Here is a 23,840-nt window from a genome sequence, read left to right on the forward strand (position 1 = left end):
GGGTGCTGCATGCTGAAATTCGCCGCGTGTTCTTACTTCTTGTCGGATCGCTGCTAATCATGGCGTTCGTGGCACTGGTTCTGCACATACCCGCGGGCGCGGCGGGCTCGCATGTGCACAGCGCGGGGCTGCCAGCGACGGCGGCGACCCTGGACAGCTCCACGGACGTGACCGGAACGCACATTCACAACACTGTGCTTCCAGCTGCCGCCTTGGAGGCCGCTCCGGCTCCTCTGCCACGGACCGGATGGACCGCTTCAGCCAGCGACGAGGAAACCATCCGTGTGAACGGCCAGGCCAGCAATGTGCTGGACGGAAGTGCCACCACGATGTGGCACAGCCGGTGGTACCCGGCGCCGGCGGCGGCATTGCCGCACACCATCACGATCGACACCAAGGCGACCCGAAGCATCGGGGGACTCCGCTATATCCCGCGTTCTGACGGCGCGAACGGTCGGGTCGGCAGCTTCGAGATCCGGGTGAGCACCAACGGCACCACCTGGAGTACGCCGGTCGCTCGCGGGACCTGGCCGGACACCAATTCTGAGAAGGAAGTGACCTTCGCTTCGGTCAGCACCCGATACGTCCGGCTGATTGCGACCACAGAGGCCGGCAACCGCGGCCCGTGGAGCAGCGCCGCCGAGATCAACCTGCTCGCCGGACAAACCACGCCTCCAACCGATGTGCTGCCGCGCACCGGCTGGGTGGCCAGCGCCAGCGATGAAGAGGTCACCGGCGCGAACGGCCGAGCCAGCAATGTGCTCGACGGCAGTGCATATACATTCTGGCACAGCAGGTTTTCCCCGGCGCCGGCGGCGCCGCTGCCCCACTCCATCACGATCGACACCAAGGTGACGCGAGGCATCTCGGGTTTCCGCTATCTCCCGCGACCTGACCCACCGAACGGGCGTGTCGGCGGCTTCGAGATCAGGGTGAGCACCAACGGCACCACCTGGAGTACGCCGGTCGCTCGCGGGACCTGGCCGGACACCAATTCGGAGAAGGAAGTGACCTTCGCTTCGGTCAGCACCCGATACGTCCGGCTGATTGCGACCACAGAGGCCGGCAACCGCGGCCCGTGGAGCAGCGCCGCCGAGATCAACCTCCTCGGCCCGTCGCTGGGGTCTTGGGGTCCGACGATCGGCTTCCCGATCGTCCCGGCCGCGGCGGCGCTATTGCCTGGCAACCGGCTGCTGACCTGGTCGGCCTATTCCCCCACCGCCATCGGTGGCAGCAGGGGCTATACCCAGACGTCCATCCTGAACCTCAGCACCGGCGCGGTGACCCAGGCCCAAGTGGCCAACACCGGTCATGACATGTTCTGCCCCGGAACCTCGCTGCTACCGGACGGGAAGATCCTAATCAGCGGCGGCAGCAACAGCTCGAAGACCACCCTGTACAACCCTGCGACGAACGCCTGGACCCCGGGGCCGGACATGAAGATCGCCCGCGGCTACCAGTCCAACGTGACCACATCCACCGGTGAGGTATTCACCATCGGTGGGTCGTTTTCGGGCGGTATCGGCAACAAGAACGGTGAGGTGTGGTCCGCCGCCGGCGGCTGGCGAACGCTGACGAATGTGCTGGCCGACAACATCCTGACCGCCGATCCCCGTGGCGCCTACCGTTCCGACAATCACTCCTGGCTGTTTGCCGCCCCCGGTGGCCGGGTGTTCCACGCGGGGCCGAGCCGCCAGATGAACTGGATCTCCACCACCGGCAATGGAAGCATCACCTCCGCCGGGCCGCGCTCCGATAGCCCGGACGCGATGAACGGCGACGCCGTGATGTACGACGTCGGAAAGATTCTGACCGTGGGCGGGTCGACCGCCTACGAGAAAACCCCGGCTACGGCGCGGGCGTACACTATCGACATCAATAATGGGGTCAAAGCGGCCCGGACCGCAGACATGGCCGTCACCCGGTCGTTCGCGAATGGCGTCGCGCTGCCCGATGGCCAGGTGTTCGTGGTCGGCGGTCAGGCCACCCCCGTTGTGTTCACCGACACCGCCGCCAGGATGGCTCCAGAAATCTGGAGCCCGGCGACCGGAAAGTGGACCACGCTGGCCCCGATGGCCGTCCCCCGCACGTATCACAGTGTCGCACTGCTCCTCCCTGATGGCCGGGTTTTCGTCGGCGGTGGCGGGCTGTGCGGCAGCTGCACGATCAACCATCTGGACGGAGAGATTTTCACGCCGCCCTACCTGCTGAACGCAGATGGCAGTGCGCGCACCCGGCCGAAGATTTTGACCGCACCGGCCACCGCCGCAGCCGGCAGCACGATTGCTGTGACCACCGGAGCGCCGGTCACCAAGTTTTCCCTGATGCGGATGAGCACGGTGACGCATACGGTGAACACCGACCAGCGGCGGATTCCGGTGACCGCAACTGCGGTGTCGGGCAACACCGCTTCGCTGAAGTTGCCGGCGGATCGCGGCGTGCTGGTCCCGGGCACGTATATGCTCTTCGCATTGGACGGCAACGGGGTTCCCAGCATCGCCTCGACCATCTTGATCAGCTGATGACGCCGCACGTCAGCATCAATCAGCCGGCCAACGTCGTTGCGGGTACTACTTCAGATCCTCATTGCTTGCTTCCATTGCGCTATCACTTGGAGTCCTCTCGGGGGCGGGCAGAGTCATATGGTCGCAGCAACGCTCTCATCGATGGAGCGTTAGATGGCCAGAGTGTTTTCCCTGGATGCGCGCACTGAGTTCTTCGATTCGGTATGCGCAAGGATGTCGGTCCTGGGTGCCGCCCGGCGTGTCGGTGCGTCGGGCGGCACCGGGACGAATTGGTGGGCCGAGTCTGGTCAGATGACGATAGTTATGGGTCCCGGCGGCGGTCTCGCGGATCCGGTTCCCGCCCCGGAAGGGCCGGGAGGGCGGGCCTTGAGCGCGGAGGAGCGGGGCATGATCCAGATGGGCCGGCGGAGCGGGCTCAGTTATGCCGGGATTGCCAGGGCGATCGGCCGCAACAAGTCCGTGGTCTGGCGTGAGGTGAACCGCAACACGGGCCCGGACAGGGAGTATTACGCCTCGGTGGCCCATGCGAAGGCCCATCAGGCCCGGCGCCGGCCCAAGCCGTTGAAACTCGCCCTGAACGAGCCGCTCTGCGGGCTGATCGGGGTGTGGATGGATGACGGGTGGAGCCCGAAACTGATCTCCTCGATGTTGGCGTTTCACTTCGGCGGTGATCAGACTATGCAGGTGAGCCACGAGACGATCTACTAGGCGCTATACGTTCAGACCCGCGGAAGTCTGCGGGCGGACCTGGCGGAAAAGCTCAGCCTGAAACGGAAAAAACGCGTTCCCCACACCGCGGACCGGCACCAGAACAGCCCCTATAAGGAAGCGTTCAAGATCAGTGAGCGCCCCGCCGAGGCCCAGGACCGGGCGGTCCCCGGGCACTGGGAGGGGGACCTCATCATCGGCTCCGACGGGACAGCGATCGGCGCCCTGGTCGAACGCTCGACCCGGTTCACGATCCTCCTCCACCTCCCCGGGAACCACACCGCCGACACCGTTGCGGCCGCGATGATCCGGGAGATGGGCCAGCTCCCGGACCACCTGCGACGGTCGATCACCTGGGACCGGGGCTCGGAACTCGCGGAGTATGCCCGGATCCAGACCGTCCTGGACACCACGCTCTACTTCTGCGACCCGCACTCACCCTGGCAGCGCGGGTCCAACGAGAACACCAACCGCCTCCTCAGGTTCTGGTTCGAGAAAGGCTCAGACCTCTCCGTCCACACCCCCGAGGACCTCCGTCTGGTCGCCGCGAAACTCAACCGCCGCCCCCGGCCCACCCTCAACCTCGAAACCCCAGCCAGCCGGCTGAACCAGCTGCTGCACGCAGCCTGAACCCCGGCGTTGCTCCCACCAGTTGACTTTGCCGGCCCGAGAGCCACGACAAAGCCTAGCGCAATGGGTGTAGGCGCGAACATGAGCCCGCACAAAGACGAGTGCCGCCGTCGAGTCTTGAAGACTCGACGGCGGCACGTCATCACTTGGCGGTTGCCCGAGACCCTGCCGTCCTGGGCTCCAGGTTGGAGCCCAGATCTGGAGCCTCAGGACAACCGGGCAGGCAGCGTCTTGGGCTTGAAGGAAGGCCGGGTCGCCTCGTACGCGGTGATATCGGATTCGTGCTTGAGGGTCAGCCCAATGTCGTCCAGGCCTTCCAGCAGGCGCCACCGTGTGTAGTCGTCAATCTCGAACGGCGCCACAATGTTGCCGCACTGCACGGTCTTGGACACGAGATCCACCGTAACTTCGGTGCCAGGGGCGTTCTCGAGTTCTTTCCAGATGAGCTCGATGTCGTCCTGGGCAAGCTCGGCGGCGAGCAGGCCCTGCTTGCCCGAGTTGCCCCGGAAGATATCGGCAAAGCGGGAGGACAGGACCGTCTGGAAGCCGTAGTCCTTCAACGCCCACACGGCATGCTCGCGGGACGAGCCCGTGCCGAAGTCGGGGCCGGCCACCAGAACGGATCCTGCGCTGAACGGCGCCTGGTTCAGGATGAAGGACGGGTCTTTGCGCCACGCGGCGAAGAGCGCGTCCTCAAAACCCGTCCGGGTGATGCGCTTGAGGTACACCGCGGGGATGATCTGGTCCGTGTCGACGTTGCTCTGGCGCAGCGGGACACCGATTCCGGTGTGGGTGGTGAACTTTTCCATGGCGGATCCTTGGGGACTGTATGGATGGGGGCTGTATGGATCGGGCTGTGCGGATGGGGGCTATGTGAATAGAGCCTGTGGGTCCGGGCTTCAGATCCGGGCAGGAACTACGCGGCGTCGACTCGGACCGCCGCGGACTCCGGAGCAGGGTCCAGATCCGACGGCGAGCTCAGCGTGCCGCGGACCGCCGTGGCCGCCGCGACTACCGGCGAGACAAGGTGGGTGCGGCCGCCCTTGCCCTGGCGCCCCTCGAAGTTGCGGTTGGACGTTGAGGCGCAGCGCTCCCCCACCTCCAGCTGGTCCGGGTTCATGCCCAGGCACATGGAGCAGCCGGCAAAGCGCCACTCGGCACCGAAGTCCTTGAAGACCTTGTCCAGGCCCTCGGCTTCGGCCTCGAGCCGAACGCGGGCGGAGCCTGGCACCACCAGCATGCGCACCGCGGGATCCTTGGTGCGGCCCCGGATGATGTCAGCGGCGGCCCGGAGATCCTCCATCCGGGAGTTGGTGCAGGAGCCCAGGAACACCGTGTCCACCCGGATGTCCTTCATAGGCGTGCCGGCCTCAAGCCCCATGTACTGCAGGGCGCGTTCGGCGGCGGCCTTGGCGTTTTCATCGCCGAAGTCATCCGGCGACGGAACCTTGGCGGACAGCGACACGCCCTGGCCCGGGTTGGTTCCCCACGTCACGAACGGCTCCAGGGTGTCGGCGTCGAGGTCCACCTCGACGTCAAACGCCGCGCCGTCGTCGGTGCTCAGCGTGTTCCAGTATTCGACGGCGGCATCCCAGTCGGCGCCCTGGGGCGCATGCGGGCGCCCGTACATGTAGTCGTAGGTGGTCTGGTCCGGAGCCACCAGCCCGGCGCGCGCGCCGGCCTCGATGGACATGTTGCAGATGGTCATCCGGGCTTCCATGGACAGCGCACGGATGGCGGAGCCACGGTACTCCAGCACGTAGCCCTGTCCGCCGCCGGTGCCGATCTTGGCGATGACGGCCAGGATGATGTCCTTGGCGCTCACGCCGGGGCGCAGCGTGCCCTCGACATTGATGGCCATGGTCTTGAACGGCTTCAGGGACAGCGTCTGGGTGGCCATGACGTGCTCCACCTCGGAGGTGCCGATGCCCATGGCCAGCGCTCCGAAGGCGCCGTGGGTTGACGTGTGCGAGTCGCCGCAGACTACGGTCATGCCGGGCTGCGTGAGGCCCAACTGCGGGCCCACCACGTGCACGATTCCCTGCTCGGCGTCGCCGAGGGAGTGCAGGCGGACGCCGAACTCCTGGCAGTTGTTGCGCAGGGTCTGGATCTGGGTGCGGCTGGTGAGATCGGCAATTGGCTTGTCGATGTCCAGCGTGGGAGTGTTGTGGTCCTCGGTGGCGATGGTGAGGTCCGGCCGGCGCAGCTTGCGGCCAGCGAGGCGCAGGCCTTCAAATGCCTGCGGCGACGTCACCTCGTGCACCAGATGGAGGTCGATGAAAAGGAGGTCCGGCTGGGCGTTGGCTCCTTCGCCGTCCCCCTTGCGCACTACGTGCGCGTCCCAGACTTTCTCGGCCAGTGTCTTTGCCACGGCCTGCTCCCTTCACTGCGGTAAGTATTGGCGTTCCTACGGACTACTGCCTCCACTGAACCAGCACAGCCAAGTAATACGCCAGCGCGTTGACTTGCATCTCAGATAATGAGACGTCAATATCATTACATGGACAATTCTAGTGGAGTCGGTGTCATCGATAAAGCGGCCCATGTGCTTGACGCACTTGAGGCCGGCCCCACCACCCTGGCGCAGCTGGTGGCGGCTACGGGACTGGCCCGGCCCACCGTGCACCGGTTGGCCCTCGCCCTGGTGCACCACAGGCTTGTGAGCCGCGATATCCAGGGCCGTTTCGTGCTCGGGAACCGCCTGGTGGAGCTGGCCTCCGCAGCCGGCGAGGACCGCCTCATCGCCTCCGCCGGCCCCGTGCTCATGCAGCTGCGCGATGCCACCGGCGAAAGCGCCCAGATCTTCCGCCGCCAGGGCGACTGGCGCGTCTGCGTGGCCTCCGCCGAACGCCCCATTGGCCTGCGCGATACGATCCCCGTTGGCACCCAACTGTCGATGAAGGCCGGCTCCGCCGCCCAGGTGCTGCTGGCGTGGGAGGACCACGACCGTCTCCTGGAAGGCCTCCAGTCCGCCCGCTTCACCCCCACGGTCCTGGCGGGAGTACGACGCCGGGGCTGGGGCCAGAGTCTGGGCGAACGCGAGCCGGGGGTCGCCAGCGTTTCGGCACCGGTCCGCGGGCCGTCCGGCCGCGTGATTGCCGCAGTGTCCATCTCCGGCCCGATCGAGCGCCTGACCCGCCAGCCGGGGCGGCTGCACGCCGAAGTGGTCTGCAACGCCGGCCGTGTCCTGACTGAGGCGCTGCGCAAGACCAACGATTAAGTATGCTGTGCCCATGAACAGCTATGCGGTGTTCCTGCGGGGCATCAACGTGGGCGGCATCAATATCAAGATGGCCGATCTCAAGAGCGCACTGAATTCGCGGCCGTTTTCAGATGTAAAGACCCTGCTGGCAAGCGGCAACGTGGTGCTGGCCAGCGAGCTGGATCCGGGTGGAGTCAAGCAGGAGTTCGAGGCGTGCCTGAGGGAATCCTTCGGCTACGACGCCTGGGTGGTGGTGCTGACCGCGGCCCGCGTGGCAGCCCTGGTGGAGGCCTGCCCCTATCCGCCCGACGACGCGTCCACCCATACGTACCTGACGCTCGCCTCTGAGGAGGCTGTGCTCTCGGAACTCTTTGAGTCAGGCAGCGGCCTGGACGGGGCCCAGATCACCCGGCTGGGCCCGGAGGCCCTGGCGTGGCTAGCGCCCGCCGGCGGAACCCTCGACAGCCCTTTCAGCAAGCTTTCCTCGAAGGCCAAATACAAGGCTGCCACCACCACCCGCAACCTCCGCACCATGATCAAGGTCCGCGACGCCGCAGCCGGGCTTTAGCGCGGCGGCCAGCGGGCGAGCCGCACAGGCGGCACACTAGCGCCCCGCAGCGGCCTTCAGAGCGGCGGTGAACTTCGCCAGGCGGCTGACCTCACGTTCCACGGGCGCCACCACGAGTCGCTCCGCGACATCGGCGACGGCGGCTTTCAGCCGCTTCCTTGCCACGGCACTCCGTGACGCCGCCGCGGCACCGACAATAAACCGCGCCGCAATTGCCAGGACGATGCCCAGCAGCACTCCCCCGGCGATCATCACGGTCGGAACCGGCCACCCCTGGACCCGCGGGACCTCGGGCACCGGCAGCTGCAAGTAGCCCAGCGCGGCCAGGACTCCGAGCCAAGCGAACCCGGCCAGCGCCGTCACCAGGGCGAGCCACTGAACCGTGTTGAACACGCCCCACCACCAGGACTTCCTGCCCGCGGACAGGTCCGTGGAGACAATCGCCTGGTCCACAGCGTCCGGCAGCCGGTCACTTCCTTCACGGGCAGCGCCGCGGATGGCCGCCCGCCACGGCCCGGGGGCACCAGCGGACGCCGCCTCGGCGAATTCCCGGACGGCGGCATCGGTCCGCGCCCGCTCCGGCGCCCCTGCGGGAGGAAGCGAGGTCCGGTTCAGCTCAGGCTTGGCTCCCTCGCGGCGCAGGTTCAGTCGCCGCAGCGGATCCGGCCGAAATCTGGCCAGCCAGCGGGTCACGGGCCAGCCCGTACGCCGGGTGGCCTCCAACCGGTAGGACCGCGCGACGGCGTCGACCACCAGCGGCACATTGGCGGCGACGGCCAACTCCCCGGCCAGCCGTGCCTTGGACGCGCTCGTCGCTCCGGCCGCCATCCCGCCACCTGCCGCTTTCGGGTCGCCGGCGGATAATCCTGACGCCTCTGCAAGCCGGGCGGCGGCCTGCGTAACATCTGCCGCGAGTCGCTGTGACATTGCCTGCCGCTGCACCGCTGCCTGGCGGATGACGGCCCGGACCTTGTCTACCCCTGTCCCAAGCACCGCGGAAGCTGCGTGGACCTGAATCTTGCCCAGCCCGTCGCGCGCCAGGATGTCTTTGAGGGATTCCAGGACCGGCCGGACCTCGTGTTCCGGGAGCCTGTCGATCTGGTTGAGCACAACGATCGTTACGGCTCCGTGCGAGGACAGCGGTGCCAGGAAGTCGTCGTGCACGGCGGCGTCGGCGTACTTCTGCGGATCGAGGACCCAGACGAGGACGTCCACGAGCCCCACCATCCGCTGCACGATCTCCCGGTTGGCCGCCCTCGTCGAGTCAAAGTCGGGCAGGTCCAGCAGGATCAGCCCGGTGCCGTCGTCGGCGAACCCTTGAACCGGGCCCGCGGCATGGCGCTTCCGTACCTCCAGCCAATCCAGCAGCGCCTCGCTGCCCTGGACGCCCCAGATGCCCGCCAGCGGCTCGGTGGTGGTCGGTCGGCGCACGGCCGCCGTCGCGATCTCCTCCCCGCTGACGGCGTTGAAGAGCGATGACTTGCCGCTGCCGGTGGCACCAAAAAACCCCACCACGGTGTGGTCTCCGGACAGCGCCCGCCGCGAACTCGCGCGGTCCAGCACCTGCAACACCGGGTCCAGAGCCTCCTGCGGGAGAGCTCCGGACGCGAGCTCCCTGGCGCTGTTGAGCGCCGCAAGCCTGCGATCGAGCTGGGATGTCTCGCGGGCGGCGCCAAGACGGCTCATGCCGTGGCCGCCAGCCGGCGCAGTGCCGCCGCACGCCCGGCAATGGCTAAGGGCTGCACGCCGCCGTCGACGTCCAGCCGGGTCAAGAACCGCCGGCACTCCGCCGCCAGCAGGCTCTGGCAACGCAGATGCAGGTCTTCGCGCGCGGTCCGGGCAAGCCGGCGGACGGCATCCTCCCCGAACACTGCCTCCAGGAGGCGCTGGCCCACGACGGCGGTGCCGCCGGCGACGCCGATTTCGAGCCCGGTCAGGCCCGCGGTCATGGAGAACACCACGATCATGAGCGCCGCGCCGAGGCCGTTGATGCCGAAGGACAACCAGCGGGCCTGGGTGCGCTTGCCTTGGCCTTCGGTGCGGATGAGTTCCATCAGGCTTCCCTGCCAGGCGCGGATCTCGGCCGCCACAGCGTCCGCGAAGCCCTCGGATGCACCCGAGGGATCGTCGGTGCCCAGCAACTGCCTGCCCGCGGGATCCGAACGCCAGCGCTGGTCGGTGTGCTCCGCGGCCTTGGCGGCTTGATCGACGATGACGGCCTGCAGTCCTGTTTCGATCGCGGTTTCCACCCTGACCGCAGGCTCCGGTTCGCCCCGGAAGAACGCGCCCACACGGTCCCGGAAGCGTCCAATGTTCTGTTCCATGGCGCGGAAGAACTCCCCTGTCCCGACGAAGTCCTGCCACCGCGCCAACACTTCGCCGCGCAACAGCGCGCCATCGCGGGTGGCTTCGAGGATCCTGGCCACGGCGTCGTCATACGCATTGCGGGCGTCGGCTACGAGAACATCGGCTGCGTGCTGCTGTTCGGACAGCGCCCGCTCCGCCGCTTCGACGCGGTGGGCGAGTGCGACGAGGGTGCCGTTGACGGTGCGCCGGGCAATCTCCGCCCGACCGGCGGCGTTCCCTGCCAGCTTGCCGAGCCAAACACGCAGCGGCTCCACGGCCGCCGCAGGAAGCATCCCTGCGGCATCCAATGACAGCTCCGGCACCACGAACATCCGGGCTGCACCGAGGCCTTCCCGGCTGAGCATCGCCTGCAGATCCGCGCTGATTTCCGCCTCCGCCGCGGGCGGCACCCGGTCCAGCACCACGGCCACCATGATGTCGCGGGAGGCCGCATCCAGGAGCAGGCGCCAGGGCACGGCGTCGGCGTAGCGGTTGGCAGTGGTGACAAACACCCAGAGATCGGCGGCGGCGAGCAACTGCCCGGCCAGCTGACGGTTGTTCTCGGAAATGGAGTCGACGTCGGGCGCGTCAACGAGGGCGATTCCGGGCGGGACCGCGGCGTCGGCGACCAGGACGAGCGACGTCACCGGGCCGGAGTGCGGAACGGGATCGGCGGGGGTCAAGGGCTGACTGCCGGTGTAGGTACCCCGGATGCGGCCCAGGGCCGGCAACACCCGCTGGCCCTCAAACCAGGCGCCGTCCCCGGGATGGTGCAGCAGGATGGGCTGGCGTGTGGTGGGGCGGATCGCGCCGGCCCGCGTGACGGGGTGGCCTACCAGCGCGTTGACCAGGGTGGACTTCCCGGCCCCTGTAGAACCGCCCACCACAGCCAGCAGGGGCGCGTCGAGGCTGCGGTACCGGGGCAGGATGTAGTCATCGAGCTGAGCCACTGCCTTCCGCAGCTCCTGGCGCATTTGGTCCGCCCCGGGCAGAGCGAGCGGCAGCCGGATTGTCGCAAGGTCCTGCCGCACTGCGTCAAGGAGCGCGACGCCGGATGCGGCCTCGGGGACGGTTTCATGGGAGCTCACAGCATCATCATGCCAGTTCAGCACGTGGTGTCTGTGGGGGGCACTGCTGACGGGGAACCACTGAGCGATGCGCAACGCGAAATGGGTAACGGGGATCCGAGGGCCAGGGAAAAGCAAAACGGCCCCGGGCAGATGCCCGGGACCGTTTCCGTGGTGACCCCAGCGGGATTCGAACCCGCGTTACCGCCGTGAGAGGGCAGCGTACTAGGCCGCTATACGATGGGGCCGCGTACTTCCTGAACAGCACTTCTGCCATTCAAGCCAAATGATTGTTTCATACATTTGGCCAAGGTTTCAAATCGGACCAGCCGATTCATAACCTCCGAAATTCAGCGGAAACCCGCAGATTTTCGAAGCTGGGATACCAGGACTCGAACCTAGAATGACGGTACCAGAAACCGTAGTGTTGCCAATTACACCATATCCCAATGGCACATTCGGTCCGGATGTTTAGGCCTAAACCCTCGCTCCCGGCGCCTCAGCACGAGTAATTACTTTACCCGAGAGTTATCACTTCCACAAATCGGCCGTCCCGACGCGTGCCGTACGCCCGCGAAGGTTCCGCATCCCCGGCCGTCTGAACGGCGCAGCCCCGGAAATCGCCGTCAATCCGGCTTGTATCTCTTAAGTACCCCCTGTTGAGGTGGGTGGTCGTCGTTTACGGTGGCCTTGGGAGGGGCCGGGGTGGTTCCGGTTTTCGGCTGGGCGTCATGGCCCGTGAAAGAGATCGTCGCCCCCGGCCTGTCTTCCAAGCAGACCCGATTGAGGGAATTGGTGGCCGGAGGAGAACGGTGCGCAGCACCGGTTTTCGTCCGGGCAGGCACCGGATGACTCACAAGCGCGGGAGCTGTATCCAACGCTTCCTCAGCAGTTGCGGGCGTGTGAGGGAGGTCGCCGCGGGCGCTCGAGTTAGCGCATGACGGTTCTCCTAAGGTGGGATGCCCGGCCTGGTGACTCGGCTGGTGGACCGGCAACGACGGGTTGTCCCATCGCACGTATTCGATGCGAGGAGGAGAACCATCATGCAGGATCAGGATAAGCCCGCCGGGCTCGTGCGGGCAGTGGCAGGTATCGACGCGGCCATCACGGCACGGCACCATATCGCGGTGCGGGAATTTTTTGATGACGGAACAGAGCATCTGAGCCGTTTCACGGTTGACCCGACACTGGCCGGGCCGGAGAGACTCTCGCAGCGGCTGGCCGCAGTTCCGGCACCGGTGACCGCTGTCGTGGAACCAACCTCGATGACCTGGCTGGCGCTGGCCCTCGCTGTCGAACGGGCCGGCGGTCAGATGGAGATGATCGGTGCCCGGCACTCCTCACGGCTGCGCGGGGCCATCATGGGCAAGAACAAATCCGACGTCATCGACTCCGAAGTGCTCACCCACGTCGGGGAGATCTTCGACCCGCCACCCCTGGTTTTGGCATCTCCGGGACAGCTGGCGCTGCGGCGGGCCGTGGTCCGCCGGGCCGGGGCCGTCATTGACGGCAACCGGTACTGGCGGCGGCTGTTGTCCCTGGCCCGGTGGGCCTTCCCCGAGGTATGGTCAGCGTTCGCCGGATCCGAATCAACAGCCCTCGCCGTGCTGGGCCGCTGGCCCCACCTTCGCTCCCTGGCCTCGGCGCGCTCGGCGACCCTGACGGCTGTGGTCGCCGAGCACACCCGAGATGTCGCCGACACACCCGCCCGCGCCACAGCGATCAAGACCGCGGCCCGGGGGTGGGCGGATTTCTGGGACGGTCACCTGGACCTGGACGCGCTGGCCGTGGATGTCAGCAAGCACCTGGCTGATCTGCAGGAGTCCCGGGCCAGGGTGGAGCGCTTCAGCTCCCATGCACGCCAGTGGTGGGAGCGTCTCTACGGCGATGACCCGCTGGTCCTTTCCCTGCCCGGCGTGGGCCCGGCAACCGGTCCCTGCATCCGCGCCTACTTCGGTGACGGATCCGGGTTCGACAGCGCCAAGAAAGCAGCGAACTATGTCGGGATCACCCCTTCAAACTGGTCGTCCGGGACGATAAACCAGTCCCGCCGGGCCATCAGCAAGGAAGGACCCGCTCCGCTGCGCCTTGCGTTCTACCAGGCCGGCAGCGTCGCCCGGACCATGGATCCGCAACTGGCCGCGTTCTATTACCGGCTCATGACCGAACACGGCCACTGCCACACCCAGGCCACCATCGCGGTGGCCAGGAAACTGGCCGAAAGAACCTGGAAAACCCTCACCACCGGGCAGATGTATGAGCTGCGCGACCTCGCGGGGCAGCCGGTCACCAAACGGGCCGCGAAAGAACTCATCGCCTCCCATTACACCGTCACGCCCAGGCAACGCACCCAGTCGCGGTCCCACACGATCGAAGCGAAACGGGCACGCCTGACACGGTAACTATCGCGACCACCGATACCGCTTGGCGACCCGACCCAGAGGCCACTGGCGCTCTTCCGCCCACCACCAGCCGCGGGGGCGTCAACGGGGCCGGCGAAAGTCCGTCCCGGACGTACAGCACCATCCGTCACCGGCCGAACACGGGTGACGGTGCACTCAGTCTGCCTGCCATCCAGAGCCCAAAAAAGGCTTGACAAGCGTTAGGGAATCTCTCCGTGGTTCGTGGGGAAATGATTCCGTGTCGTAGCTAAAAAAGGGGCCCGTGGCCCTGCTGGGATGAGTGTGTCTAGCATTCAGCCAGGAACAGGACCACGAGCCTTGACTGAGCCTACCGTTGTGGCGTTCGACGCTGCCACCAGCATCTTCAACCTGCCCGACTACCGCGTCATCTCCGCCACCGTGCTGGCTGATGGCCGGCGCCAGATCATCGTTGAAACAGACCAGCCACCGGGCTGCCCGAGCTGCGGTGTCGTCGCGACGCGGCGGAAGGAACGGCGCTTCCAGCGGATCCGGGACATCCCTGTCGCCGGCGCCGTAGAGGTGCTCTGGTCCAAGTACCGCTGGCATTGCGAGGAACGGGCCTGCCCGCGGCTCTCGTTCTTTGAATCCACCGCCCAGGTCCCGCGCCGTGCCCGTTCCACCGGACGGCTCCGGGAGCACGTCGTTGACGCGGTCATCAGTTCCGGCCGGGCCGTGTCCGAGACCGCCGCGGCGTTCGCGGTGTCCTGGTGGATGGTCCGTGCCGCGCTGACCGAAGCCTGTCTTCTCACCCTGCCGGACGTGGATGAGCTCAGGCCGCGGATGCTGGGCATCGATGAACACCGGTTCCGGTCGGTGCGGTATTTCCGGGACCCTGAGGCCAGATCGTGGGTCCGGCACGAGCCGTGGATGACGACCATCGTGGATCTGGACACCGGCCAGATCCTGGGCGTGGTCGACGGCCGGGACCACAGTGGCGTCGGGGACTGGCTCTTCGCCCGGCCGCTTCAGTGGCGGCTGGGCGTGCAGGTCGTCGCGATCGACCCGTCGGCGGCGTTCCGGAAAGCGTTGCGGATGTGGCTTCCCCGCACCGCTGTCGCGGTCGATCATTTCCACCTGGTCTCTCTGGCCAACCAGGCCATGACTGAGGCACGGCAGAACCTGTCCCAGCAGGTGAAAGGACGCCGCGGCCGTGGCGTCGACAAGGCATGGGCGCACCGGATGCTGCTCCTGCGGGCCGGCGACAAGCTCTCCGATACTGCAGCCCACCGGCTGGCTGAGGTCTTCGCCGCCGACGACCCGACYGGCAAACTGCAAGCCGTGTGGAAGGTCAAGGAGCAGCTGCGGGCGCTGCTGCGCACCGACTCTCTGGCCGACGCCGCCGTGGCGAAAGAGGAACTCAAGATCCTGGTTGAAGCAGCCGGACGGCCGGAGACCAACAAGCTCTACCGCACGGTCTGCCGGTGGTGGAACGAGATCGAAGTCCTCATCGTCACCGGCGCAACCACCGGCAAGGTCGAGGCAAACAACACCGGCATCAAGCACATCAAACGAACCGCCCGCGGCTACCGGAACCCCGGCAATTACAAATCGGATTTTCTCATGAGAAGTGCCGTCCGGACGGCGGCATGACACTCATCCGGGAATCCCCTTCCCCATGAACCGCGAAGAGCCTGCAGCGTCGCGGCAGCCGCACCGGCCAACGGCGGGTCAGCCCTGCCGCCGGCCTATCAGCCCTATCTGGCGACCTAGGATATCCCGGCCGACGTCTTGGAAACGGTCGTGTAGCCCGCCTTGGACCCCGTAACCGTTACCGTGATCGTGCGGCCCGCATCACTGGTGCGGGACTTGTAGGTGGCGGCGGTGGCCCCGACAATCGCGATGTGCGAACGGTACCACTGATATTTCAGCGTGACAGTTCCAGGACCCCACACGCCCGTCACGGCAGTGAGTGTGGACCCCACCTTCACCGTGCCCTGAATCGAGGGCACCGAAGTGGTCAGGGTGCCTTTAGAGACTTGGCTTGTGGCGGACGAAGTCTTCGTAGCAGACGTGTAGCCCGCCTGGGTGCCGGTGACCTTCACTGTGATCGTATGGACCACATCACCCGCACCCGGCTTATAGGTGGCACCGGTGGCTCCAACAATCGCAGTCTCTGACCGGTACCACTGATACGTCAGCATGACAGTTCCCGGACCCCACACTCCCGTCACGGCAGTGAGCGTTGACCCCACCTTCGCGGTGCCCTGAATCAAGGGCAGATTTGTGGTCAGGGTGCCCTTGGCGATCTGGCTGGTGCCGGCCGATGTCTTCGAATCAGACGCGTAGCCCGTCTGGGAACCGGTGACCTTTACGGTGATAGTCCGGCCCGCATCACTCGCACCGGGCTTGTAAGTGGCACCGGTGGCTCCCACGATCGCGACCTCCGACCTGTACCACTGATACGCCAGCGTGACAGTTCCAGGACCCCAGACGCCGGGAACGGCCGTGAGTGTGGACCCAACCTTTGCGGTGCCCTGAATCGAGGGCACCGAAGTAGTGAGGGAGCCGTTGGAGATCTGGCTTGTGCCGGCCGAGATCTTCGAAACCGACGTGTAGCCCGCCTGCGAGCCGGTGACCTTCACCGTGATCGTCCGGCCGGCGTCGGCGGGGCCGAGCGCGTAAGTGGAGCCCGTGGCGCCCGTTACCGCGATCTGCGAGCGGTACCACTGATAGGCCAACGTGACCGTTCCGGGACCCCAAGCGCCGGGAACGGCCGTGAGCGTAAACCCCACCTTCGTGGTGCCCTGAATCGAGGGATCCGCGGGGCTGAGGGTGCCGCTGGCGATCGGGCTGGTGCCGGCCGACGTCTTCGACACCGGCGTGTAGCCCGCCTGGGCGCCCGTAACCCTTAAAGTAATCGTAAGACCCAGATCAGCAGCTCCGGGAGTGTAAGTTGCACCGGTGGCACCTGCAATCGCGATCTGCGACCGGTACCACTGATACGTCAGCGCTACCGTTCCGGGACCCCAGGCGCCGGGAACTGCAGTGAGCGTGGACCCCACCTTCGCAGTGCCCTGAATCGACGGATTCCCGGGGTTAAGGATGCCGTTGGCGATCAGGCTGGTGCCGGCTGACATCTTCGACGCAGTCGTATAGCCCGCCTGGGAGCCAGTAACTTTCACCGTGATCGTTCGGCCTGCATCACTGCCAGCAGGAGTGTAGGTGGCGCCGGTGGCACCCGGAATCGCGACCTGCGAGCGGTACCACTGATACGTCAGCGCGACATTGCCAGGACCCCAGGCACCGGGTACCGCAGTGAGCTTGGAGCCGACCTGCGCGGTGCCCTCAATGACGGGCACCGCGGAGGTAAGCGTGCCGTTGGCGACCGCGCCCGTGCCGTCCGAAGTCCTCGAAACGGACGTGTAGCCCGCCTTGGAGCCGGTAACCGTCACCGTGATCGTTCCACCCAGGTCAGCGACGCCGGGAGTATAGGCGGCGTCGGTGGCGCCGCTGATTGCGACGTCCGAGCGGTACCACTGATACGTCAGCGCGACATCCTCAGGTCCCCAAACCCCCGGCACCRCGGTCAGCGTGGACCCCACCTTCGACGTCCCGCTGATCGTAACCTTCCCGGCGCTGACTGGGATCACGGTAATGTGCGCGGCCTGCCAGAAAGCGGAAAGGTAGGTCTCCCCCAAGTAATCTGCCCCGATCCTGGAGAAGTGGGTCGTGTCGTTTGCATACACTCCCCCGGTCATGGAGGCGGCGAATCCGGTGAAGGGAACGCGTGCGGGAGTCTCCTGGTGGCTTGTGTCCACGTTGATCCGGCCCGGCATGGCCGCGATCCCCTCCGGTGACATGCGGCCGACCACAAAGGGAAGTTCGGGCGCCCCCAGGGATGTCCGGAAGAAGGCAATCAGCTGATCCAGCTTCACGCTGTATCCGGCCGTGGACATCGCTGAGTTATTTTCGCCCTGGTGCCAAAGAACGCCTTTGAGCTCCGCGACGTAGCCGGCAGCTTTCGCTGCCGCGATGCCCTCGAGAGTCTGATTGACCGCCAAGGTGGGGAGGTCGAGCTCCGGAGCAGAGGCTGCACCCACAGTCCACGTAAGCGAGTCTAGGGCAAATGTGAACCCGGTTTGGCCGTGCGCGGCGGGAATGATGAGCACGCCCACATCGTCGGGCTGGGTTTTCAGGTAGTTCCGAGCCATGGCTGTGGCGGGCGAGAGTCCGGAAGCAGTGTCGTGCATGTCCAAGGGAACCGTAGCCGCCCGCAATGAGCGGTCCTTTGCACCGTATTGGAAGATCCTCGGGTCTTGCGCATCCGCGGGGCCGCCGATTGGCAGCCCCCGGCCGGACATATTCGACTGTCCTGCTGCCAGGAAGACGTGCAGGACTTTGACGGACGCCCGTGCTTGCACCGGCGCCACGCCAGCCAGCATCAGTCCGACAACCGCCAAGCCGATTACAAGACCTCGAAAGTGTTTGGCCATACCGCTGTACACGGATCCCCTATCCGTTGCCGGGCGCGAGCCGCCCTTGCCACTATTTGTCTAAAACCCTATTTAAAGCCAAACGAAATATTACAGTGCCTTGAGAAACCTGACTGACACTAAGACGCCCCCAACAGGCTACGCCAGCAGTTCCAGCAGGGAGCCGACCTCGCGCCCCACGAAGCCCGGGGCCGGTTCCCCGCCGCGGTTCAGCCAGACACCGATGAGGCCGGCCGCCGTCGAGCCTTCCGCGTCAAGGAGCCGGTTGTCCCCGACGTACAGCGTTTGGCCGGGGCCTGTACCGATCCGCCGGACCCCCTCGAGGTAGATGGCCGGGTCCGGTTTTGCGACGCCGACGGTATCGGTGCCCACCAGAACGGCGATCCGTTCCAGCCCGGCCGCGTCCAGCTTCACGCGCTGGTAGTCGTGGACGTTGTTGCTCACGGCCCCGTAGGGTATGCCGGCGGCGTCCAGGGCGTCCAGCAGCGGACCGACGTCGTCGAACGCCCGGATGTAGCCGTGTTGGCGGCTCGCGTAGGAACTCACCCAGTGGTGGGCCTGTTCGCCGTCCGCAAGTTCGACGCCGAAGTACCCCAGCGCCGCCCGGCCGCGGAGCAGCCGCTGCTCATTGAACGTCAGTTCGCCGGCCAGGTAGCGGTCGTAGAAGTGCGTGGTCTCGTGGGTGAAGATCCGCCCGAACCTCTCCCACCCGGCCTCGTCCAGGCCGGGCAGGAGGTGCTCGCTGACGTCGCGGAGGGCAGTCGTCATGGCGAACTCGAGGTCCACCAGGGTGTCATCGATGTCGAACAGAACCCCGTGGACCACGCCGCCGCCCAGGCCCGCTGCCAGCACGTCAGCCGCGGAAGGCGCGGAGGCGGGCCAGGGACGAATCCTTGCCCAGGATGACCATGGATTCGAACAGCGGCGGGGAGATCCGCCGGCCCGAGACGGCCGTGCGGACCGGGCCGAAGGCCAGACGGGGCTTGACGCCGAGGCCTTCGACGAGGGCCTCCTTCAGGGCAGCCTGGATGTTCTCGGCCGTCCACTCAGCGACGGGCTCCAGCGCGGACAGGGCGGCGTCGAGCACCTCGGTGAGGTTCTCCGGCAGGCCCTTGCGGGCGTCGTCGGCGACGTCGATCGCGTCATCGGCCTTGAACAGGAACGCGAGCATTTCGGGGGCCTCGCCCAGCAGCGAGATGCGTTCCTGGATCAGCGGTGCGGCCTCGGCCAGGATCTCCTCCTCGCGGGCTGTGAGGCTCTCCCCGACCAGGCCGGCGGCCTGCAGGTAGGGCACCAGGCGGCCGCGGAAGTCCTCAGCGCCGAGCATGCGGATGTGGGTGCCGTTGATCGCCTCGGCCTTCTTGATGTCGAAGCGGGCCGGGTTGGCCAGCACATCGTTGACGTCGAAGTGCTCGATCAGCTGGTCGACGGTGAAGATGTCCTCGTCGGCGGAGAGGCTCCAGCCGAGCAGGGACAGGTAGTTGAGCAGGCCTTCGGGGATGAAGCCGCGGTCCCGGAGCAGGAACAGGTTCGACTGCGGGTCGCGCTTGGAGAGCTTCTTATTGCCCTCGCCCATGACGTACGGCAGGTGGCCGAAGACCGGCATGTAGCTGGCGACGCCGATGTCCATCAGCGCCTGGATCAGCACCACCTGACGCGGCGTGGAGGAGAGCAGGTCCTCGCCGCGGAGCACGTGGGTGATCCCCATGAGGGCATCGTCCACCGGGTTGACCAGGGTGTAGAGCGGGGATCCGTCGGCGCGCACAATGACGTAGTCCGGGATGCTGCCGGCCTTGAACGTGATCTCGCCGCGGACCATGTCGGTGAAGGTCACGTCTTCATCGGGCATCCGGACGCGCAGGACGGGCTGGCGGCCCTCGGCCTTGAACGCGGCAAGCTGTTCCTCGGAGAGCTCGCGGTCGAAGTTGTCGTAGCCCAGCTTGGGATCGCGGCCGGCTGCCCGGTGGCGGGCTTCGACTTCCTCCGGCGAGGAGTAGCACTCGTAGGCGTAGCCGGCGTCGATCAGCTTGGCCACCACGTCCTTGTACAGGTCCAGCCGCTGCGACTGGCGGTAGGGCTCGTGCGGTCCGCCGACTTCCACGCCTTCTTCCCAGGTGATGCCGAGCCATTTGAGGGCCTCAAGCAGCTGCTGGTAGCTTTCCTCCGAGTCGCGGGCCGCGTCCGTGTCCTCGATCCGGAACACAAAGGTGCCCTTGGTGTGCCGGGCGTGGGCCCAGTTGAACAGGGCGGTGCGGATCAGGCCGACGTGCGGGGTACCCGTAGGTGACGGGCAGAACCGGACACGGACCGGGGTGTCAGTGGTGACTTCACCGGTGGAGGCAGCAAGGGCGGAGCTGGAAACGGCGTCGGACGCGGAAGCAGTAGTCATAGTGGTACCAACATTACCAATCTCTCCCATCGCTACTCGCCCGGAATGCCGCTACGAAAAAGGACAACCGCACCGTGGATCCACGGTGCGGTTGTCCGAAATCGGCGCTGCTTCTTCGGATTCTTCGGATCGAAAGGCGGTTAGCGGCGGACCACCGGGTTGGAGAGGCGTCCGATGCCCTCGATCTCGACCTCATAGCGGTCGCCGGCCTGCACGGCGCCGACGCCGGCCGGGGTACCGGTCATGATGACGTCGCCGGGGAGCAAGGTGAAGGCCTGCGAGACGATGGAAACGAGCTCCCGGACGCCGCGGATCATCTGGTTCGTGCTGCCGTCCTGGCGCAGTTCGCCATTGAGCCGGCCCTGGATCTGCAGGTCCTCTGTGTCGAGCTCGGTCTCGATCCACGGCCCGAGCGGGGCCGAGGTGTCGAAGCCCTTGGCCCGGGCCCACTGCAGGTCCGTCTTCTGGACGTCGCGCGCGGTGAGGTCGTTGCCGCAGGTGTAGCCGAAGATCACGTCATCCACCCGGTTCTCGGGCACGTCCTTGCAGATCCGGCCGATGACGACGCACAGTTCGGCCTCGAAGGAGACGTCCTCGGAGAACTCCGGCAGGACAATCGGATCGTTCGGCCCGATCACGGAGGTGTTGGGCTTGAGGAACAGCAAGGGCTGCGCCGGGACCTCGTTGCCAAGTTCCCGGGCATGCTCCGCGAAGTTGCGGCCGACGCCGATGACCTTGCTGCGCGGGATGATCGGCGCCAGCAGGCGGACATCCTCCAGCTTGTGCCTCATGGGGGTTCGTTCCACGCCATGGAAGAACGGGTCGCCCTTGATGACAGTGACTTCCTCACTGCCGGGCTCACCTTCCACGATGCCGTAGAGGGGATCAGAATCGACTACAAACCGGGCGATACGCATGGTTCTTAGCCTACCGTCCCGCAGGCCGGGCCCGGGGTCAGTCTGTCCGTTCAGCGCCGCCCGCTGCGCAGGTAGTCCAGCTGCGCCGCGACGGAGAGCTCCGCGGCGCGGCGGACGGAGGGACCGACGTCGGCGTACACGGCGTCCGTGACGGCGCCGATGCCGGCATCGGCCCCCAGCGCCGCCAGTGCCGCCCGGACCTGCTCAAGCCGGCCCAGCCGGTGATCCCGGTAGGCGCGGGCGACGGCGTCCAGAGCCGGCAGCACCGGGCCGTGGGCCGGCAGCACCGTGGCCGGACCGAGGCGCTCCAGCCGGTCCAGCGATTCGAGGTAGTCGCGGAGGGTGCCGTCAGGGTAGTCCAGCACGGTGGTTCCGGAGCCCAAAATCGTGTCCCCGGTCAGCACCGAGCCGTGCGGGCCGTCCTGCGGCAGGTGGAAGCACAGCGAATCCGCGGTGTGGCCCGGCGTCGCCAGAACCCTGATCTCTGTTCCGGCCGCCAGGATCGTTTCGCCGTCCTGCAGCGCGGGTGCGCCATGGCAGTGGGCGGGATCCGCGGCCCGGACAGGTGCGCCCGTCAAAACCGAAAACCGTGCGGCGGCCGCGGTGTGGTCCGCGTGCCGGTGCGTGATCAAGATCAGTTCGATTCGCCCGTCCCCGGCCAACGCCTGCAGGTGCGGCTCGTCGAGGGGCCCGGGGTCGACGGCGACCCTGCCTGCCGCCCCCGGGGCGGCAATGAGATAGGAGTTGGTTCCGTCCAGGCTCATGGGACCCGGGTTCGGGGCGAGGCGGAACCGGGTCAGCTCGCTGCTGCGGACAAAGTCGCGGGATTTCTCGGTGGTCACGGTCCCATCCTTGCAGAGGCGTCCTCAGACGAGCAGCAGGATGGAGATCAGGAGCGGCAGGAGGGCCTCGGCAATGGCATTTCCCCAGAGCCGACGCTCGGAAAGGAACAAAATGAGGCCCAGGGCCACATGAGCCACGCATGTGAACAGCAGGAGTGACTCACCGGCCGCGACGTCGGTTCCCCCCAGCATGAGGGCGCCCGCAATGGCGCCGATCCCCCAAATGACGTTGTATATGCCGAGGTTGAACGTCCACAGCCTGACTGCTTCGACGTCGTCCGGTTCGACGAGGAACAGGCGGTGCAGGCGCTGGTGCCGGATGAAGAAGGACTCCATGATGCCGACACTGATGAGCAGGACGCCAAAGACCACGCCCAGAACTTGGATCAGCCCCGTCATGTGCCCATTGTGCACGCCGGGCGGACGGGTGAAAAGGGCCCGAAGACTGCCGGGCGTGCGGATGCAGACGCCGACGGCGGCCGCCACCGGAAGGTGGGGACCGCCGTCGTGCCGGACGCTCCGGCTCTAGATGCCTTGGGTGCTAGGCGAGGCGGGTCAGCCAGCCGTGGGTATCCTCCACGGTGCCGGTCTGGATCCCCAGCAGCTGGGCGCGGATGGCCAGGGTGGTCTCACCCGCCGTGGCGTCTTCGGAGCCGATGAACTCGGTGGCGTCCTTGAGCACGCCGATGGGGGTGATGACCGCGGCGGTGCCGCAGGCGAAGACCTCGGCGATGTCCCCGGAGGCAACGCCGTCGCGCCACTCATCCAGGGTGATCTTGCGTTCGGTGACTTCCCGGCCCATGTCCCGGGCCACCTGCATCACGGACATCCTGGTGATCCCCTCCAGGATGGTTCCGGACAGCGCGGGGGTGACCAGCGAGCCGTCCTTCATGACGAAGAAAACGTTCATGCCGCCGAGTTCCTCGACGGCGTTGTCGTTGAACTGGTCCAGGAACAGGACCTGCTTGCAGCCGTGTGCCTCGGCTTCCTGCTGGGCGATCAGCGAGGCGGCGTAGTTGCCGCCGCACTTGGCGGCGCCTGTTCCGCCGCGGCCGGCGCGGGCGTACTCACGCGAGATCCAGATGGAGACGGGCTTGAGTTCGCCGCCGAAGTAATTGCCGGCCGGGGAGGCGATCACGCGGAAGGAGACCTCGCGCGCTGCCCGCACGCCCAGGAACGCCTCGGTGGCGATCATGAAGGGCCGCAGGTACAGGGCTTCGCCGTCACCGGAGGGCACCCAGTCCTTGTCTGCCGCGACCAGTTCGCGGATGGCGCCGAGGAAGTACTCTTCCGGGAGTTCGGGCAGGGCCAGGCGCCGCGCGGACTTGTTCAGCCGGGCGGCGTTGGCCTCGGCCCGGAACGTCCAGATCGAGCCGTCGGCGTGGCGGTAGGCCTTGAGGCCCTCGAAGATCTCCTGGCCGTAGTGCAGCACTGCGGCGGACGGGTCCAGGGAAATCGGGCCGTAGGGCTCAACCCGAGCGTTGTGCCAGCCACCGTTGCCTTCGGCGTCGACGCTGTAGTCGACAATCGAGGTGTGGTCGGTGAAATAGTCGCCGAACCCCGGGTTCGCCAGGATGGCTGCACGCTCTTCAGCAGACTTCGGGGTCTCCGACAGGTGCTGGGTGAATTCGACGCCATGGGCAGTCTGAGTCATGGTTCCTCCACGATCGGCTGCCTGGTGTGGGAACGTCGTTCACCCTCGGACCACGGCAGCATATTGGTGATTCGAAACAAGCTTACGCCCGTTGGCAGCGGGGTTTAGCGGCACCTGCAGGGCAGAGAATACGGCC

At 66.6% G+C, this 23,840-nt stretch carries 16 protein-coding genes, 2 tRNA genes and 1 pseudogene; 6 read left to right on the forward strand and 13 right to left on the reverse strand.

Going from position 1 to position 23,840, the window contains the following annotated elements; genetic code table 11:
• Nucleotides 1-59: 59 nt before the first annotated feature.
• Together AC1D2F_RS10525 and AC1D2F_RS10530 are read left to right on the forward strand one after the other, a co-directional pair.
• A complete protein-coding gene (locus AC1D2F_RS10525; RefSeq protein ID WP_476966730.1) occupies nt 60-2,522 on the forward strand; it encodes a discoidin domain-containing protein in 2,463 nt (820 codons plus the stop codon).
• Between the two features lie 156 nt (nt 2,523-2,678).
• Nucleotides 2,679-3,863: pseudogene (locus AC1D2F_RS10530) on the forward strand (IS30 family transposase).
• A 206-nt stretch (nt 3,864-4,069) separates the two neighbouring features.
• On the opposite strand, the gene leuD reads toward AC1D2F_RS10530, so the two are convergent.
• Both leuD and leuC read right to left on the reverse strand, forming a co-directional pair.
• Entirely contained in the window at nt 4,070-4,672 is a 603-nt protein-coding gene (gene leuD / locus AC1D2F_RS10535; RefSeq protein WP_476966682.1) for a 3-isopropylmalate dehydratase small subunit, read from the reverse strand.
• 107 nt (nt 4,673-4,779) lie between these two features.
• Nucleotides 4,780-6,234, reverse strand: a complete 1,455-nt coding sequence (gene leuC, locus AC1D2F_RS10540; protein ID WP_229994611.1) for a 3-isopropylmalate dehydratase large subunit — start codon at nt 6,232-6,234, stop codon at nt 4,780-4,782.
• A gap of 129 nt (nt 6,235-6,363) precedes the next feature.
• Here leuC and AC1D2F_RS10545 point away from each other — a divergent pair, with 129 nt between their 5' ends.
• Together AC1D2F_RS10545 and AC1D2F_RS10550 are read left to right on the forward strand one after the other, a co-directional pair.
• Nucleotides 6,364-7,083: an IclR family transcriptional regulator gene (locus AC1D2F_RS10545; protein ID WP_476966683.1), complete on the forward strand. Its 720-nt coding sequence runs from the start codon at nt 6,364-6,366 to the stop codon at nt 7,081-7,083.
• A 13-nt stretch (nt 7,084-7,096) separates the two neighbouring features.
• The gene (locus AC1D2F_RS10550) at nt 7,097-7,633 is read left to right on the forward strand and encodes a DUF1697 domain-containing protein (protein ID WP_229994610.1); all 537 of its coding nucleotides are present in this window, start codon (nt 7,097-7,099) and stop codon (nt 7,631-7,633) included.
• A 36-nt stretch (nt 7,634-7,669) separates the two neighbouring features.
• Here the strand turns inward: AC1D2F_RS10550 and AC1D2F_RS10555 are convergent, their stop codons facing one another.
• From AC1D2F_RS10555 to AC1D2F_RS10570, 4 genes are all read right to left on the reverse strand, one after another.
• Nucleotides 7,670-9,319, reverse strand: coding sequence for a GTPase (locus tag AC1D2F_RS10555; RefSeq protein ID WP_229994609.1), 1,650 nt, complete (start codon nt 9,317-9,319; stop codon nt 7,670-7,672).
• Nucleotides 9,316-11,088 (reverse strand): dynamin family protein, encoded by a 1,773-nt coding sequence (locus tag AC1D2F_RS10560; protein ID WP_414645558.1) that lies wholly within the window; start codon nt 11,086-11,088, stop codon nt 9,316-9,318. The genes AC1D2F_RS10555 and AC1D2F_RS10560 overlap by 4 nt, the downstream gene beginning before the upstream one ends.
• A 130-nt stretch (nt 11,089-11,218) precedes the next feature.
• Nucleotides 11,219-11,294 (reverse strand) — tRNA-Glu (locus tag AC1D2F_RS10565).
• 129 nt (nt 11,295-11,423) lie between these two features.
• Nucleotides 11,424-11,495, reverse strand: a tRNA-Gln gene (locus AC1D2F_RS10570).
• Nucleotides 11,496-12,089: 594 nt separating this feature from the next.
• Here AC1D2F_RS10570 and AC1D2F_RS10575 point away from each other — a divergent pair.
• Nucleotides 12,090-13,448, forward strand: a complete 1,359-nt coding sequence (locus AC1D2F_RS10575; protein ID WP_476966684.1) for an IS110 family RNA-guided transposase — start codon at nt 12,090-12,092, stop codon at nt 13,446-13,448.
• A gap of 318 nt (nt 13,449-13,766) precedes the next feature.
• On the forward strand, nt 13,767-15,059 hold the full coding sequence (locus AC1D2F_RS10580; RefSeq protein WP_476966685.1) for an ISL3 family transposase: 1,293 nt from the start codon (nt 13,767-13,769) through the stop codon (nt 15,057-15,059).
• 116 nt (nt 15,060-15,175) lie between these two features.
• On the opposite strand, the gene AC1D2F_RS10585 is transcribed toward AC1D2F_RS10580, so the two are convergent.
• The 7 genes from AC1D2F_RS10585 to AC1D2F_RS10615 form a co-directional block, all read right to left on the reverse strand.
• On the reverse strand, nt 15,176-17,902 hold the full coding sequence (locus AC1D2F_RS10585; protein WP_476966686.1) for a sialate O-acetylesterase: 2,727 nt from the start codon (nt 17,900-17,902) through the stop codon (nt 15,176-15,178).
• 138 nt (nt 17,903-18,040) lie between these two features.
• Nucleotides 18,041-18,754 (reverse strand): HAD family hydrolase, encoded by a 714-nt coding sequence (locus AC1D2F_RS10590; protein WP_364748027.1) that lies wholly within the window; start codon nt 18,752-18,754, stop codon nt 18,041-18,043.
• Between the two features lies 1 nt (nt 18,755).
• Nucleotides 18,756-20,291, reverse strand: a complete 1,536-nt coding sequence (gltX, locus tag AC1D2F_RS10595; protein WP_476966687.1) for a glutamate--tRNA ligase — start codon at nt 20,289-20,291, stop codon at nt 18,756-18,758.
• Nucleotides 20,292-20,431: 140 nt separating this feature from the next.
• Nucleotides 20,432-21,208 (reverse strand): fumarylacetoacetate hydrolase family protein, encoded by a 777-nt coding sequence (locus AC1D2F_RS10600; RefSeq protein ID WP_364748032.1) that lies wholly within the window; start codon nt 21,206-21,208, stop codon nt 20,432-20,434.
• 50 nt (nt 21,209-21,258) lie between these two features.
• A complete protein-coding gene (locus AC1D2F_RS10605) occupies nt 21,259-22,050 on the reverse strand; it encodes an MBL fold metallo-hydrolase (RefSeq protein WP_476966688.1) in 792 nt (263 codons plus the stop codon).
• A gap of 24 nt (nt 22,051-22,074) precedes the next feature.
• On the reverse strand, nt 22,075-22,449 hold the full coding sequence (locus AC1D2F_RS10610; protein WP_476966689.1) for a DUF1304 family protein: 375 nt from the start codon (nt 22,447-22,449) through the stop codon (nt 22,075-22,077).
• A gap of 142 nt (nt 22,450-22,591) precedes the next feature.
• The gene (locus AC1D2F_RS10615) at nt 22,592-23,704 is read right to left on the reverse strand and encodes a branched-chain amino acid aminotransferase (protein WP_364748036.1); all 1,113 of its coding nucleotides are present in this window, start codon (nt 23,702-23,704) and stop codon (nt 22,592-22,594) included.
• Nucleotides 23,705-23,840 lie beyond the last annotated feature (136 nt).

The sequence above is a fragment of the Arthrobacter sp. P1_B3 genome, from assembly GCF_056406615.1.